Origin of the sequence: Rhizobium sp. FKY42 (assembly GCF_005222835.1) — a bacterium.
Lineage (GTDB): Bacteria > Pseudomonadota > Alphaproteobacteria > Rhizobiales > Rhizobiaceae > Neorhizobium.
Genome location: NZ_STGA01000016.1, coordinates 26,260 through 41,314 on the forward strand (window position 1 = coordinate 26,260; position 15,055 = coordinate 41,314).

The window sequence follows — 15,055 nt, forward strand, 5'->3', positions numbered from 1 at the left end:
TATGCCGGGCAAGCAACATGGACAAGGGCAGTCACGTCTGCAAAGGAAACTGATCGAAGAGTTCCGGCTGGGCGATTCGAATCCCGATTTGTTTTCCCGCTCCCTGTGCGACTTCATTGCAAAATTCTGCAGCGCTCCGATCGCCTACATTTCCTTGATCGATGACAAGACGCAGATCATCCAGGCAAGCGTCGGCGCAGATCTGAAAAAGATGCCGCGCGAGGATAGCATCTGCAATCTGACCGTCGAAGGGGGCAGCCCTCTCGTCATCCTCGACACCGAGACCGATGACAGGGTGAAGAATCTTCCGATCGTGACGGGTGATACTGCGATACGCTTCTATGCCGGCGCTCCGTTGAAAACCTTCAGCGGAGAGACGATGGGCGCGCTCTGCATTGCCGACACCAGCGCGAGAACGGAATTTTCAAGCTCGGATTACGATCGTCTGCAAGAGGCCGCACGCCTGTTGATGAACCACTATGAAGAGCGTCGCGAGGGCTTTCCGGGCCAGACCGCCGCAAGCTTCATCAATGCGACCGAACTCTCCATGATCTCGGTGGATCATCAGGGCCGCATCCAGTTCGTCAACAACAGCCTTCTCAAATTGTTGGGCTATGAGCGTGGCCAATTGATCGGGAGAGACGTTGAAATCATCATCCCAATGCGGTTTCGTGCCTCCCATCATAAGAGTTTCGAACGACTGTCCGATAAGAAAGGTCCGCTGCTTGATGGCAAGACGGTAGAGGTGTTCGCACGGCGGAGCGATGGAAGCGAGATCCCGATCGAGATCACGCTTTCTGCCTGGAACGACGATGGCGGAATGGGCGTCGGCGCCATCATCAACGACATTTCTGAACGTCGGGAACGCGACAAGCGTCTTCTGCGGCTTGCCAATCAGGATCCCGTCACAGGCTTCAACACCCGCCATCGCTTCGATGAGCTTATCGATCAGCATTGCCAGACACATGTTGCAGGTACACTCTTGCTGATCGAACTCGATGGCCTGAAGGAAACGGGAGACCGGCTCGGCCAGGACATATTCGATACCTTGCTCCAAAATATCGCCGTGCGCCTGCCGCGCATCCTGACCAAGGAAAGTGTTATCGCAAGGCTTGGCGAGGAACAGATTGGTCTGCTCGTCCAGTCGGCGCAAACCGTTGAAGAAGCGCGAACTCTCGCTCAGGCGGCCATGGACGAGCTTGTTTTACCCTTTGACCTGGGCTCGATGAAGCTGAAGCTCGGAGCTGCGATCGGTTGGGCCTTGCGTCAGGACACGACAAATGCGCGCGAGTGGCTAGCCAACGCCGATTTTGCACTGGCGCATGCACGAAAGGCCGGCGGCAACAGCTGCGTGGCCTATGAAGGACATGTCGAACAGACATCGCAGCAGCGCCGTGTGGCTCGAGACGAACTGTTGGAAGCGCTGCGCAAGCAGCAATTCGTGCTGCACTACCAGCCCCAGGTACTCCTGGAAACCGGAGAACTATCGGGCATCGAAGCCCTGATCCGCTGGCAGCATCCTGAAAAAGGCCTCCTGATGCCCGGGCATTTTCTGCCGGCCCTGGAACAGAGCGCCATCAGTCTCGATGTCGGCGCATGGGTGTTGAACGAGGCTATCCGTCAACTTGGCACATGGGTCGCCAAGGGTCTGCCTCCGATCAAGATGGGCATGAACCTGTTTCCGTCGCAGATGCGGGGAAGCGATCTTCCGGCACAGGTCAGTCAGCTCTCACGCGATCATGGCGTCGATCCACGCTGGCTGGAGTTGGAAATCACGGAGACCGCAACGCTTGAAGACGAAGGTAGATCCTTCGAACTGATCAGTGAATTGCGCGAACTGGGCATCGGCATCGCATTCGACGATTTCGGCACCGGCTATGCCTCGCTCGGTTCGCTCCAGCGCTATCCGATTACGACGCTGAAGATCGACCGAGGCTTTGTGCGCGATCTTCTGACACGCCAGAGAGATTCGGCAATCACACGCGCGCTTATCATGCTCAGCCATGATCTCGGCCTGAAGACGATTGCGGAGGGCGTCGAAACGCTGGATCAGCAGATTGCGCTTCGCTTGATGGGTTGCGATTACGGCCAGGGTTATCTCTACGGAAAAGCCCTTCCCGCGGCAGATATCGAGGCCATGCTTGCCTCGCGCGCCAAGCCGCCAAGCAAACAGGCCCGCCGAAAAACCTGACAAACCCCTCAGACGGAAAACGTCAATCCAGCAGGGCGCGCAGCTGCACGGCAAGCTCGCGCGCCGTATAGGGTTTTTTCAGCCAGCTTTCGTCAGCCGCAAGTTCTTTTCCAGCCACCTCCGGCTCGGCATAGCCCGACGTAAAGAGAATGCGGATCTCGGGCCATCGCTCACGCACGCGTTCCGCCAGCTGATCTCCCGACATTCCGGGCATCGAAATATCGGTAAAGACGAGAGCGACATCGTCGTGCTTTTCCAGCAACTCGAGTGCCTCGACGCCGTTTGATGCCTCATGGACCTTGTAGCCCATGCTTTCAAGCCGGGCCACGGCGACGCGACGAACACGAGGATCATCCTCGACCGCCAGAATGACCTCATCGCCACCCGGATAGTCCATGACAGGCGATGAAATGTCTTCTGTATGGCCGGACGCAGCGGTTCCTTGCACCGCAGGCAAAAACAGCCGGATGCTGGTTCCCTGACCCGGCTCGCTGTAGATCTGGATATGTCCGCCCGATTGGCGAACAAAACCGTAGACCATGCTGAGGCCAAGCCCGGTGCCCGCCCCCATGGTCTTGGTCGTGAAGAAGGGCTCGAAGGCGCGCTGCTTCACCTCATCCGTCATGCCAGTCCCGGTATCTGTAACCGAGACCAGCACGTAATCGCCTGCCCGAAGCTGCGGATACATTTGCGCATAGTCAAAATCCAGATGACTACGGCTGACCTCAATGGTCAATAGACCGCCGCCCGGCATGGCGTCACGGGCATTGAGAGTGAGGTTCAGAAGCGCGTTCTGCAACTGCGGCCCGTCAACCAGCGCCTCGTTCTCTCCAGCCCGGATAACCGTGCGCAATTCCACCCGATCCCCGATGGTGCGGCGGATGAGTTCCGAAAAGCTGGAAATCATCTGCCCAAGATCCGTCAGGCGCGGATTGAGCGGCTGGCGGCGTCCGAAGGCGAGCAGTTGAGCTGTCAACTTCGCGCCGTCGTCGGTCGCACCCTGCGCTTCTCGCAGCAGAACCTGCGCCTTGGGATCGCGCACCCGCATTTCCAGCATTTCCAGATTGCCGCTGATGATGGTCAGCAGGTTGTTGAAGTCATGCGCCAGACCACCCGTCAGTTGGCCGATGGCTTCCATCTTCTGGGATTGCCGCAGCTCCTCCTCGATCTTGTGCCTGCTCGTCAGATCGCGGATGAAGCCGGTAAAGATTCGCTTGCCGCTGGAAATCGCCTCACCGACCGCCAGCTCCATCGGGAAGGTGGACCCGTCCTTGCGCAACCCCTTGACCACACGACCGAGGCCGATGATGCGGCGCTGTCCGGTCCGCAGATAATTGCGGATATAATTGTCATGATTGTCGCGGTCGGGCGTCGGCATCAACATGCGCACATTGCGGCCCTCGACCTCATGCGCTTCGTAACCGAAAAGATCTTCTGCGGTCGTACTGAAGGAGGTGATCGTGCCCGCCTCGTCGATGACCACCATGGCCTCCGGCACGGTTTGCAGGATCGAGCGGAAATGCGCTTCTCGAGCCGCAAGATTCTCCTGGATCGTGGCGGCTGCGCGAAAATCCTCGTTGAACTGGACAAGGAGATCCGTACCGTCCTCATCGCGTCCGAACGGTATCCAGCGGCTGAGCACCGAGATCGTATGGCCGTCCTTGTGACGATATTCGAGATTGGATTTCCAGGATCCTTCCGCTCGGATCGAAGACGCGATATCCTCAAGCGAAATATCGGGCTTCGGCGACAGAAGTTCGGTCACATGCAAGCCGATAACCTCGTCGCGCGTCCAGCCGAAGAGCGCAACACTTCCCGTGCTCCAGTCGCTGATCACGCCTTGGGTCGTATGAACGATGAGATTGACCGGATCGAGCAGCGACAACAAACCCGCACTGTTAACCGCGCCGGTGTCGAGGGTTCGAAACTCTGCCATGCTTGCCAGTCAACCTTTCGTTCAATCAGTGGGGCCATACCGCCTGCCGGGTTTTCACGGCACGATCTCCAACATTCTCATAACTATCGCCATCACCGCACAGCGCAAGAAGTTTTCCCGGCTTGGTCACGTCGAAGGCATGGCGACCGTTCGGCGTGATGATGCCGCGCTGGATTAGCTTGGTGACGGTACGAGACACCGTTTCAATGGTCAGCCCGAGATAATCGGCCATGTCCTGACGGCTCATGGCCAGTTCGACGGTCTTTGGCATCTGGGTCTGCCCGGATTGGCGCTGACCCAGCATCATCAGGAAGCTGCAAAGACGTTCCTCTGCACTCTTTCGCGACAGAAGCACCATCTGATCCTGTGCAGCAGCCATCTCATCGCACATCAGCGAGAAAAGCTGCGGACGAAGCTCTGGCGAATTCTCGATCGCATCCTGAAACGCCTTTCGTGTCAGGCGACGAACCTTGACCGGCGTGACCGCTTCCGCACTGTAGAGGTAGACATTCTTGAGCGAGAGACCCACCATGTCGCCAGCGTACAGGAAGCCGGTAATGACGCGGCGCCCGTCGGCAATAATCTTGAAGATGCGCAATACGCCTTCCGTGATTTCGAAAATGTGCTGCGCGCGGTCGCCTTCCCAGAACAGGCCTTCGCCCACATCCAGCGTCTCGCGCGGGGAAGTAGAAAACAGCTCTTCCATCGTTGCCATTTGCGGCTTCATGGTTGCCATGGCTGCAATCGTCGCCTGTGTGGTGGAAGCTGTCGAAAACATGATCTATCCCTCTGTATTGATGGCCTCAATATGACGGGCGGCGGTGACAGAAGGATGCCTGTCATGTTACGGTTGGTGAAATCGTGTAACAGTTTGTAACAGCATAATATGCCAGTCAGGTCAGCAGGATGGCGATGATGGAGAAGCGTGCGGAACGGATTCTCATTGTTGATGACGATCCGCGTATCCGTCAGATGGTAACCCGCTATTTCGAAGACGAAGGCTTTGTCGTGCATGGCGCCGCAGATGGTAACGGCATGCGCAAGGCGCTCGCCGATTACAGCGTCGATCTCATTCTGCTCGATCTGGTTCTACCCCAGAGCGAGGACGGACTGGCCTTAGCGCGGGAAGTCAGGGCAGGATCCGATGTGCCGATCGTCATGCTGACTGGTCGCGATGACGTGCTGGACCGGATCATCGGACTTGAGGTCGGTGCCGATGACTATATCCCCAAGCCGTTCCACCTTCGCGAAGTGCTCGCGCGAGTAAGAAGCATTCTGCGAAGGCGCAAGCTGGCGGAACCTGCACAGAGCCACGCCGACCCCGGTCAGACACTTGAATTTGACGGATGGCGGCTGGAAATTCACCGTCGTCGCCTTCTCAATCCCGAGCAGCAGGAAATCGAGCTGACGACCGGCGAGTTCGATATGCTCACCGTCATGATCCGCAATGCAGGCCGCGTACTGACGCGTGAGATGCTGATGGACCAGACCCGCGGTCGGCAATTCGACGCCTATGACCGGGCCATCGACGCCCAGATTGCGCGATTACGCAAGAAGATCGAGCCGAACCCGGCGCAGCCCACCTTCATTCGCTCCGTTCGTGGCGTCGGTTATATCTTCACCGGTGAGAACAACGGCTAGAGCATGGCACGCAAAAGTGTGCAGCGGTTTTGCGATAACGACATGCGAAAGAACAAAGAGATAAAGCGTCAAAAGCGAATCTGAAAGATCGCGCCATGCTTTAGACCTATGGCCGTTCAGGCTGCGACAGTTTCCCGTAACACGCTACCCGTCTTGTAGGCCAGCGCAACAAGACCATCATGCATTGCCCGGCGAACGCCGTCTTCGTCGACGACGGTCGCAATCACCTGCACCGGAACGTCCAAAACCGGTCCTTCTTCGGTCTGCATCACTCGGGTCATGCACAGCGCCTTGAGATAACCTCGTCCATTGGCGCAAACGATCAGCCGCTCGTTGCGGTCAGGTTGGTCATGACCCTTGATAATGGTTTCGCAGAACTCTCGCCATTGCGCCAAGTCTGTTGCAATCCGGCCAGCCGTAGCAAGCGGAAACGCGCGATCGATTTCCGGGATCGTCATGTCGGCAACTTGATAGGCAAGATCCATGATCATTCCTTCGAGGGGCACCGCCCCTTCGTCTCCACGCGCAATACCCTGTCTTGCACGCTTATCCACGATCATGTGATAGCCTGCAACATTCCCTCATGCTTTGCGCAGAATCAACTGCGGCAAATTTGCAGGTCAAAAAATCTGAAGGACCGGGGAAAGCAGGAGACGTCCGGTTTCAGCATCTGCGATGCCGAGATCGGTCTGGTGCGGCCCTGCGTTGCACGCGAGCGTCGCGCCGAAACAGGCCTTGAACACCAGATAGGGCGGTTGCCAGTCGACAATGGCATCCATAGCCTGACGGACTGCGGTAAACTGCGCGGCAACTTCACCGAGATGGTCCTGCGACACAAGCCCGCCCAGCGGAAGCGGAAGCAGCGCCTGCACGACGCCGCCCGAAACGACCGCGAGACCGCCACCGGCATCGATGACAGCATTAGCCGCCAGCGCCATATCGGCGGGATCCCGGCCGAAGACAGTCAGATTGTGACTATCATGAGACACGGTGGATGCAAAGGCGCCCCGCCAATCTCCCCAGCCGGTGAGAAAGCCCGTTCGTACAATTGGCTCAGCCAATCCATGACGATGGATGACCGAGATCAGCGTCGTTCCCTTCGGCGGAACAACGTGAGCATCGACCACGTCGGCGGTCGCTCCCCCCCATTGCGTGAAGCGTGGACGATCGATCGTGGCAATTTTCACCTGCCGCGCATCGGCACTATCGACTGCAACCCGGAAATCATCCGGCGACAGATGAGAAAGCCTGACAGTCCCCTGCAGAATTTCGCTCGATGCCTCGAGAGCAGGCTGAAGCAGCGCACCGCCGGCGGCCACTTCGCGCCCGGAAACGAAAACACGACGCGCCTCGAAGCTCTCGAGATCCTCGAACAGCACGAGATCGGCACGGCGACCCGGTGCAATCACACCAAGATCCTGCCGTTCGAGCCGGCGTGCAGCATTGATTGTCGCAGCCTGCAGCGCCCATTCCGGCTTCATGCCATAGCGGACCAGACGTCGGACGACATCGTCCAGTCCACCGCCCTTGTGCAGATCGTCGGGAAAGACGTCATCGGTGCAAAGCGTGACTGTTTGCGGCAAATGCCCCAGCCGGTTGAGGGCATCGACGAACTCCGGCAACAGATGATCGTGACTTCCCCGTAGCTCGATCGTCAGACCGGCGCGCAGCTTTTCCATGAGGTCATAGGCAGAAACCAGCTCGTGGTCGGACGAGACGCCTGCCGTAACGAACGCCTGAAGATCCGGTCCAGACAGCCCGCGCGCATGACCGCAGACAAGCTTGCGCGTCGTGAGGCCCGCCTGAATTATTCCCTCCATACGGGCATCGCCTTCGATGATGCCGCGCATGTTCATCATTTCGGCGATACCGGCAATCTCCTGCCGGGCGAGCAGATCCTCCAGCACGGTCGCATCGAAATCGGCGCCTGCCCGCTCCAGTCCCGGCGCGGATGGCACGGAGGATGGCGCAAGCAGCATGACACGAAGCGGAAGATCGATCACCGCATCTGCTGCCCAGTTTACACCGGCTATTCCCACGACATTGCCGAACTCATGCGGATCCCAGACAACTGTGGTCACACCCCGTGGCACGACGGCCTGGGCATAGGCAGCGGGTGTCACCATCGAGCTTTCGATATGCATATGCGTGTCGATCAGCCCCGGAGCAATAAAGGTTCCAGTAGCATTGACAACGGAAGCGGCGTTTTCGAAACGACCCGGTTCATGGACACTTGCGATCAGGGGACCGACAAGCCCTACATCCACAAGCCTTCTCTCGCCGGTGATCACGTCGAGAACCGTACCGCCTTTCAGAAGACAGTCGAAGGGCACCTCCCCACGCGCAGCCTGTACCGCCCTGCGGCGCAGTTCCGGCAGGTTGAGATCCATCAGTTCAAAGGGGCGAGTCATAGGCTGGCTTCGACTTTCAGAACTTGCAAGATGAGATCGCGCGCGGCATCGACGTTGATATCCTGCGCAAAGAAGGCATTGAAGGGTGACCGGCCGGTGCGGGTCTCGATCACGGTACGGCCGCGGGTGTGGGTGCCGGAAAGCTCTACATCAAGCCTCGCCTCTCGCCAGGACACAAGATCCGGCCGCGTGAAGGCAACGGCTGCAACGGCATCGTAGAGCGACATGGCACTTCGCCCGCGGCTGATGGCAATGTTGATAAAGCCTTCCAGAAGGTCTGCGAGCAGTTTTGCATTTCTCCCGCCCGCGTGACGGATGGGTGGGACATCGGAGGGACCGGCCAGCACCTTGCGGCACACATCGAGATCCACCATCCGGACCGGAACATTCTGGGCAAGCAGGATGGCAAGCGCCTCCGGATCAGCAAGCGCGTTGAATTCCGCAGAAGCGGTATGGTTGCCGGTCGTCAATCCCCCACCCATCCAGACAAGCTCGCCGATGCGACACGCCAGTTCGGGCCGGGCCAGAACGAGTGCAGCCAGATTTGTCAGTGGCCCGAGCGCAAGAATTCGTCGGTCTTCGCCCGATTGCAGATAGCCGGACAAGGCATCGAAAGCGGAAGGCGTGTCAGCAAGGGTCACTCCCATCGGGAGATGCAGCCCCGTTGACGGCATGCCTCCGGTTCCGAGAATACTCTGCGCCGTTTCGAGTACGCTCAGAACAGGCAGCGACCGACCGCGATGAACGGGAAAGCGCCAGTTAAAGACATGGGCGGCGCCAGCGGCATTCTTTTCCACCTGCTCTAGCGGTGCATTGCCGAAAACCAACGACACGCCATCGATGGCCTCCGTGCTGTGACAGACGACCAGCAAGGCAACGATATCGTCAAAACCCATATCGGTGTCGATCCAGACACCCATCAAGCCGCTCCCGGCAGGGATGGTTTTGGATGCCACGCAAAAAAGCCGCGCACGATGACACGGAAAAGACCTGATGCCGTGTGCATCGCGCGCGACGACCGGACAAACTCCGCCGCTTCCGGAGTAGGACCGGCAATGAGGGACAGGCCGCGAACCTGACCAGCTTTAATTCGGGGGATGCTGAATGCTATAGATGTATTACAAATCACAACCAAGGCCAAAATACGACCGTACCGGCCCGAAGTGACAGATCTGCTCATGACGTCACCTCGGAATGTCCAGCCTTGCCGGAGGATGGCCGGACCAGAAGTTCCATCGCAACGCGATCAGGACTTGCCTTCACGGTTCCGCTTTCCGTGCGCTCTGCCTGATCAGGCCGCTCGATCGACTTCACAAGCGCTTCGACTGCAATGCGTCCGATTTCGGCCATATCCGCCCGCATCGTCGTCAGACCCGGCGTGATGGCTGACGACCAGATCAGATCGTCGAAACCTGTGACGCTGACGCGGTCCGGTACGCTGAAACCCGCACCCTGCAGTTCGGTCAGTACCCTCAGTGCGGTCAGGTCAGACAGTGTTGCGACGGCAGTCACGCCCCGCGCAACATAATCCGCAAGCCCAAGAGAGCCGACGGCTCCGTCCTGCTCAGCAAGATCCTCCGTGAAGATCAATTCGACGCGCGCCTGTTCACCCAAACCCTGCTTCAGTCCCTCGATCCGATCCGCCTGCACGATCGAACGCGAACTCATCGCCACGATCAGCACATGCTGGTGACCGAGTTCGGCGAGATAGGTGCCCATCTTAACGCCGCCGTCATGGTGATCGGCAGAGACGGTATTGCCGGGCGTGGATGGGGAATCGATCATGGCGAGCGGCCGTCCGATATCGGTTACCCGGGTTCCGCGTCTGGGAATCACCAGCATGCCATCCACGCCGCGCTCGAGGAGACGATTGATCGCTTGCGATTGCCCTTCCGTGCTGCCTCGTGCATCGCCGATCAGGACACCGTAACCACGGGTCGATGCGGCCTGCTCGATCGCCTGCGCGATCTGCGGAAAGAGCGGGTTGGAAATGTCCGGAAGGACCAGCCCCAACACGCCGCTGCGACCTGTTCTGAGCGCCCGCCCAGCGCTGCTGGGTACATAACCGATTTCACGGGCCCCGTCGCGAATGCGTTGCGCAAGCTCAGGCGAAATCCTTCCCTTACCCGACAACGCATTCGACACCGTCGCCACGGAGACGTTGAACGTTTCGGCCAGCAGAGTAAGTTTGGGCTTGGGCTTCATACCGCACCGGATCGGGTTAATCGTTTAATCGGATAATAAGGAATACTGAAACTGTCCAGCCCCTTGTGACCGAGACTTCCATTCTTCCTAAAGCCGTCGGGGTGCAGGACGCAATCGGCTTCTCAACCACAGTCGGTCCAAAACGCTTCACCAGGGCAATGGTCGGGTTGCGGACCTACGGGAAACGGCGGATCATAGGAGTGATCGGTGCGGTTTTCCATGAATGGCAAGCTTTTTGCAGTATTATTTCTTGCCGGGACGTGGCTTCCTCTGGCAGGAATTAACGAAGATCAAGACGTGCCGGCCACTCGTTGCAGCGAGGAACGAGAGAAATGTCCGCTGGAGACCTGAAATGAGCGCACTGCATCCTTTGCAAAACGATACCCGCCGGGGAGCGCCTGCCCGGATGGAGCCGCTTGCAAAATTGCCGGTCTTCCTGGACCTGAACGACAGACGGGTCGTGTTGGCGGGTGGCTCCGAGGGAGCCGCCTGGAAAGCCGAGCTTCTGGTAGCTTGCGGCGCCTTCGTCGATGTTTACTGTCCGGCCGATGAGCTTTCAGACACCTTTCGACAGCTGCTGGCGAACGACGCGGCGTTGGAGCAGCCTCGGTTGACGCATCATGACAGGCCATGGTCGATAACCTCATTCGAGGGAGCGGCGATCGCACTCGGCGACTGCGAGACGGATGAGGACGCGAAGGCGTTCTACTGCGCGGCCAAGGCGGCGCGTGTTCCGGTCAACGTTATCGACAAGCCGGCATTCTGCGAGTTCCAGTTCGGCTCTATCGTCAACCGCTCTCCGGTCATCATCGGCATTTCGACCGATGGAGCAGCGCCTATTCTGGGCCAGGCAATCCGCCGCCGCATCGAGACATTACTTCCGCCGACGCTGAAAAGCTGGGCGGAAATCGCCCAATCGATTCGCGGCGCAATAAACGAGCGACTGAAGCCCGGAACCGAGCGCCGCACCTTCTGGGAACGCTTCGTAGATCGCGTATTCCGCGAAAAGCCTGCTGAAAATATAGGCGATACGCTCGTTCGTGAAGCGGAGGCCATTGCACGGGCAAGCGAAACGGAGACCGGTACCGGCAAGGTGACATTGGTCGGGGCTGGCCCCGGCGACGCAGAGCTTCTGACGTTAAAGGCGGTGCGCGCCCTTCAATCCGCGGATGTCATCCTCTTCGACGATCTCGTCTCAGCCGATGTGCTGGAACTGGCAAGACGCGAAGCAAAGCGCATGCTGGTCGGCAAGCGCGGTGGTCGAGAGAGCTGCAAGCAGGAAGACATCAACGCCACAATGGTTGCACTTGCCAAATCCGGCAAGCGCGTCGTGCGCCTGAAATCCGGCGACCCGATGATTTTTGGGCGCGCGGGCGAAGAGATCGAAAGCCTGGAACGGGAAAACATTCCGGTCGAGATCGTTCCCGGCATCACCTCCGCCACGGCCATGGCCGCGCGTCTCGGCGTGTCCCTGACACATCGCGATCATGCGCAGTCTGTGCGTTTCGTGACCGGTCATTCGCGGAAAGGGGAACTGCCCACAGATCTCGACTGGTCAAAGCTGGCTGACCCATCCGTGACGACGATCTTTTACATGGGCGGACGTACGGCCAGAGCCATCACAGAAAAACTGACGGGCTTCGGCATGAGCCCGTCGACACCAGCCGTGATCCTCAGTTCGATTGCGCGTGACGACGAACAGCGCTGGGTCGGGATGCTGTCCGATATGCCACAGGCCATGGGCGAAATCGGCTATCACAATCCGGTCCTGATCGGCATCGGCGATGCTTTCATCAAGGCGAAGCGCGCCGATGGTGAAAAGTCAGAGACCGACACCATCGCAACGTTTGGAACCATCACAAGGTAGCGCTGCCTGTCGGCATCTCTACCTAATATGACTTCGGCCTCACGCGCCTCAGTGTATCCGTCACATCCTGAACGAGTGGCAGTTCATCCATATTCTCCAGCGTTACTGACAGGCGGGTGCGCCAGTTCGGATGACTGGTGCTGGTGCCCGGAATATTGGTCGGTTGCGGCTCTTTCGTCAGGTCTGCAAGACGGACGGAGAATAGCAGGCTCCGGCTTTGCGCCAGAAGCGTATGCAGATCGATGATGAACCGGTCCAGTTCTTCCGGATCGTGCTTCAACTTCTGCGGATCCGGCGCGTTGAAACCGGCACTTTCCAGAAGTTCGCAAATCTGCTGCCGCTCCTGCTTGCGCAGGTCCAGATCCTTCTGCGCCAGCCCTGCCGGGACCAGATCATGGTCGATCCGGGCCTGAACATCCGCGCCAGTCCCGCCAATAACGACGCAGGGCGGTGATCTTTAGCTCCGCAACCCTCCTATAGTCGACAAGGTTCGCGCATCTCAGCGCGGCGATGGCGCCCATCTCCTCCTCAGATCCCGTCCATCCTTCAAGTTTATCAACGGCGATGTAAAGCGGATTGAGCCAGCGCTTGTTTGAGGGCTCATAGGGGCTGCAACGCGCGGGATCTGCGAGGAAAGGAGCATGGAGCGGGTTAATACCGACGAAGTCTGCACCCCAATCACCTGCCATGGCGCAAAGCTCTGACAGATCGGCAAAATCTCCAATTCCCCAGTTTCGGGAGGATCAAAGCTCGTAGAGCTGTATGGAAATACCCCAGACCTGAGCATCGCTCAAGAAGTCCGGCAAAAAGCACCCGCTTCCGTCGCGCGTTGCTGCTTCGATATCCACATTCAGCGCCGCGAGAAGCTTGCGCTTCGTCTCGTCGCTAACGGGAACCTCCGCACCATCCGGCTCAGGTCTCGTGGGCGCGATACCATGGCTTTGCGCCAGGGCATCGAGTGCTGCATCAGCCGTTTCTGTCGCTTGGCGCGATCGTTTCTCGTCAGACATCCGACACACTCCATACGACCGACCAGGGGCCGGCCTTGCCACAGGAAACGGCGCCGAACTGGAAGATCATGTCACCTTGCGGCTCGAACGAAACATTCTCGTCAGCGAGATTGGCCAAGAGCGTCAATTGTCTGACGCCAAAATCCCAGCGAACAACCACCGCAGCCCCCTGCTTCTCATAGACAGCTGGCGCCGTGCTTCCGCTGGCCAGCAGCGGCACCACGATCCGGTGACGGACATTGAGGATATTGCGATAAAAAGCTGTGATCTCGCGGGACACGGAAGACGAAAGCTCCGTCCAGTTGAGCTTCGCCATCTCGAACGTTTCCCGCGCGGTTGGATCCGGTAGATCGTCTGCATCAAAGCCGGGCAAGCGGGAGAACTCCTCCCGTCGCCCCTTGCGCACCTTCTCGTTCAGCTCTTCGTTGAAGTCGCAAAAAAACGGAAACGGTTGTTTCGCGCCGAACTCTTCCCCCATGAACAGCATGGGCAACTGCGGCGACAGGAGATAGCAAACGGCCAGGGCCTTCATCCTGTCGAGCGGTTGCGAGGCGATCATCCGATCCCCCAAAGCCCGATTGCCGATCTGGTCATGGTTCTGCATGAAAGAGACGAAGGCGGTCGGTGGGAGGTGGTCGCTTGGCTTGCCCCTCGCCTCGCCTCTATACTCCATCATCTCGCCTTGAAACACGAAGCCCTCCGCCAGCGCTTTACCAAGTTTTGCGGAATCATCGGCAAAATCCTTGTAGTAGCCGAAGGTCTCGCCGGTCCCGGCAATGTGCAGAACGTGGTGAACGTCGTCATTCCACTGTGCGGTGAAATGGATTGGCCGACCATCCGCATCCCGTTCCAGCAGATCGCTGTCGTTATTCTCGTTTTCGACGACCAGATGAATGTGGCGGTCTCCCGCCTCTGCCCTGACCCGTCGCGCGAGAGCCTTGAGAAGGTGCTCCTCGCTGTCGTCCTTGATGGCATGGACCGCATCGAGCCGCAGCCCATCGAAGCGGAAATCCCGGACCCAGTAGACAGCATTCTCGATCATGAAGCTGCGCACTGTATCACTATGCTCGGCATCGAAATTGATACCATTGCCCCATGGTGTTTTATGATGATCGGTAAAGATGGGCGCATAGGCAGGCAGATAGTTTCCGTCAGGCCCGAAGTGATTGTAGACGACATCGAGAAAGACGCAGAAGCCGCGCTCATGCGCCGCATCGATCAACGCCATCAGATCTTCCGGCCGGCCATAGCTGCTCTCTGGAGCATAGGGCATGACGCCATCATAACCCCAGCCGTAACTCCCCGGAAAATCAGCAATCGGCATGATCTGCAGCGCAGTAATGCCAAGACCCGCCAGGTGGTCGAGCTTGTCGATGGCTGCCTTGAAAGTACCTTCAGCCGTAAAGGCTCCGATATGCATTTCGTAGAAGACCAGTTCCTCGACTGGTCGTCCCTTCCACGAGCGGGCACGCCAGCGATAGGCCCCGTGATCGATGACTTCACTCACGCCATGAACGTCATCCGGCTGAAAGCGTGAGGCGGGATCCGGCACCTGCAGGCCATCCGGCAGCAGGAAAGCGTACCTCGTGCCAGCGGCAGCGCCCACCACCGTGCAGGAAAACCACCCATCCTCGACCGGCTCCATTTCGACAGGAGCATCGCCTTCGACAACAAGCTGCACGGTTTGCGATTGCGGCGACCAGAAGCGAAACTCGGTTTCGGTGGAACGGAGGATCGGACCGAATGTGAACTCTGTCAAAGCTATGACCTTTTGCGCGAGGGGAAGCCACGCGT

Annotated in this window: 14 protein-coding genes; 4 read left to right on the forward strand and 10 right to left on the reverse strand. The window is 58.6% G+C overall.

Annotated elements, in window-relative coordinates:
- Position 1 precedes the first annotated feature (1 nt).
- Entirely contained in the window at positions 2-2,191 is a 2,190-nt protein-coding gene (locus E8M78_RS07100; RefSeq protein WP_137134402.1) for an EAL domain-containing protein, read from the forward strand.
- A gap of 22 nt (positions 2,192-2,213) precedes the next feature.
- On the opposite strand, the gene E8M78_RS07105 is transcribed toward E8M78_RS07100, so the two are convergent.
- Together E8M78_RS07105 and E8M78_RS07110 are read right to left on the reverse strand one after the other, a co-directional pair.
- Positions 2,214-4,127 carry a PAS domain-containing sensor histidine kinase gene (locus E8M78_RS07105; RefSeq protein ID WP_137134403.1) on the reverse strand — a complete coding sequence of 638 codons (1,914 nt, stop codon included), beginning with the start codon at positions 4,125-4,127 and terminating at the stop codon, positions 2,214-2,216.
- Between the two features lie 25 nt (positions 4,128-4,152).
- Positions 4,153-4,905 carry a helix-turn-helix domain-containing protein gene (locus tag E8M78_RS07110; RefSeq protein ID WP_137134404.1) on the reverse strand — a complete coding sequence of 251 codons (753 nt, stop codon included), beginning with the start codon at positions 4,903-4,905 and terminating at the stop codon, positions 4,153-4,155.
- Positions 4,906-5,033: 128 nt separating this feature from the next.
- On the opposite strand from E8M78_RS07110, the gene E8M78_RS07115 reads away from it, so the two are divergent.
- Positions 5,034-5,768: a response regulator gene (locus tag E8M78_RS07115; RefSeq protein ID WP_137134405.1), complete on the forward strand. Its 735-nt coding sequence runs from the start codon at positions 5,034-5,036 to the stop codon at positions 5,766-5,768.
- A 116-nt stretch (positions 5,769-5,884) separates the two neighbouring features.
- On the opposite strand, the gene E8M78_RS07120 is transcribed toward E8M78_RS07115, so the two are convergent.
- From E8M78_RS07120 to E8M78_RS07135, 4 genes are all read right to left on the reverse strand, one after another.
- Positions 5,885-6,328, reverse strand: coding sequence for a hypothetical protein (locus tag E8M78_RS07120; protein ID WP_137134406.1), 444 nt, complete (start codon positions 6,326-6,328; stop codon positions 5,885-5,887).
- 60 nt (positions 6,329-6,388) lie between these two features.
- Positions 6,389-8,179, reverse strand: a complete 1,791-nt coding sequence (locus tag E8M78_RS07125; RefSeq protein WP_137134407.1) for an adenine deaminase C-terminal domain-containing protein — start codon at positions 8,177-8,179, stop codon at positions 6,389-6,391.
- Positions 8,176-9,099 (reverse strand): nucleoside hydrolase, encoded by a 924-nt coding sequence (locus tag E8M78_RS07130; protein WP_137134408.1) that lies wholly within the window; start codon positions 9,097-9,099, stop codon positions 8,176-8,178. Before E8M78_RS07130 ends, E8M78_RS07125 begins: the two co-directional genes overlap by 4 nt.
- A 256-nt stretch (positions 9,100-9,355) precedes the next feature.
- Positions 9,356-10,384 carry a LacI family DNA-binding transcriptional regulator gene (locus tag E8M78_RS07135; protein ID WP_137134409.1) on the reverse strand — a complete coding sequence of 343 codons (1,029 nt, stop codon included), beginning with the start codon at positions 10,382-10,384 and terminating at the stop codon, positions 9,356-9,358.
- A 352-nt stretch (positions 10,385-10,736) separates the two neighbouring features.
- Between E8M78_RS07135 and cysG the strand changes: the two genes are divergently transcribed.
- The gene (gene cysG / locus E8M78_RS07140; protein WP_170973350.1) at positions 10,737-12,251 is read left to right on the forward strand and encodes a siroheme synthase CysG; all 1,515 of its coding nucleotides are present in this window, start codon (positions 10,737-10,739) and stop codon (positions 12,249-12,251) included.
- Positions 12,252-12,273: 22 nt separating this feature from the next.
- On the opposite strand, the gene E8M78_RS07145 is transcribed toward cysG, so the two are convergent.
- Complete coding sequence (locus E8M78_RS07145) at positions 12,274-12,606, reverse strand: 4-alpha-glucanotransferase (protein ID WP_348640110.1); 333 nt, start codon at positions 12,604-12,606, stop codon at positions 12,274-12,276.
- On the opposite strand from E8M78_RS07145, the gene E8M78_RS23775 reads away from it, so the two are divergent.
- Positions 12,523-12,705, forward strand: a complete 183-nt coding sequence (locus E8M78_RS23775) for a hypothetical protein (RefSeq protein WP_246658260.1) — start codon at positions 12,523-12,525, stop codon at positions 12,703-12,705. The genes E8M78_RS07145 and E8M78_RS23775 overlap by 84 nt on opposite strands.
- Here E8M78_RS23775 and E8M78_RS23780 read toward each other — a convergent pair.
- From E8M78_RS23780 to treZ, 3 genes are read right to left on the reverse strand one after another with little or no spacing between them, the layout of a single operon-like run.
- The gene (locus E8M78_RS23780; protein WP_246658254.1) at positions 12,644-12,940 is read right to left on the reverse strand and encodes a 4-alpha-glucanotransferase; all 297 of its coding nucleotides are present in this window, start codon (positions 12,938-12,940) and stop codon (positions 12,644-12,646) included. The genes E8M78_RS23775 and E8M78_RS23780 overlap by 62 nt on opposite strands.
- Before the next feature lie 54 nt (positions 12,941-12,994).
- Complete coding sequence (locus E8M78_RS23785; RefSeq protein ID WP_246658255.1) at positions 12,995-13,261, reverse strand: hypothetical protein; 267 nt, start codon at positions 13,259-13,261, stop codon at positions 12,995-12,997.
- Positions 13,254-15,020 carry a malto-oligosyltrehalose trehalohydrolase gene (treZ, locus tag E8M78_RS07155; RefSeq protein WP_137134411.1) on the reverse strand — a complete coding sequence of 589 codons (1,767 nt, stop codon included), beginning with the start codon at positions 15,018-15,020 and terminating at the stop codon, positions 13,254-13,256. The genes E8M78_RS23785 and treZ overlap by 8 nt, the downstream gene beginning before the upstream one ends.
- Between the last annotated feature and the right edge of the window lie 35 nt (positions 15,021-15,055).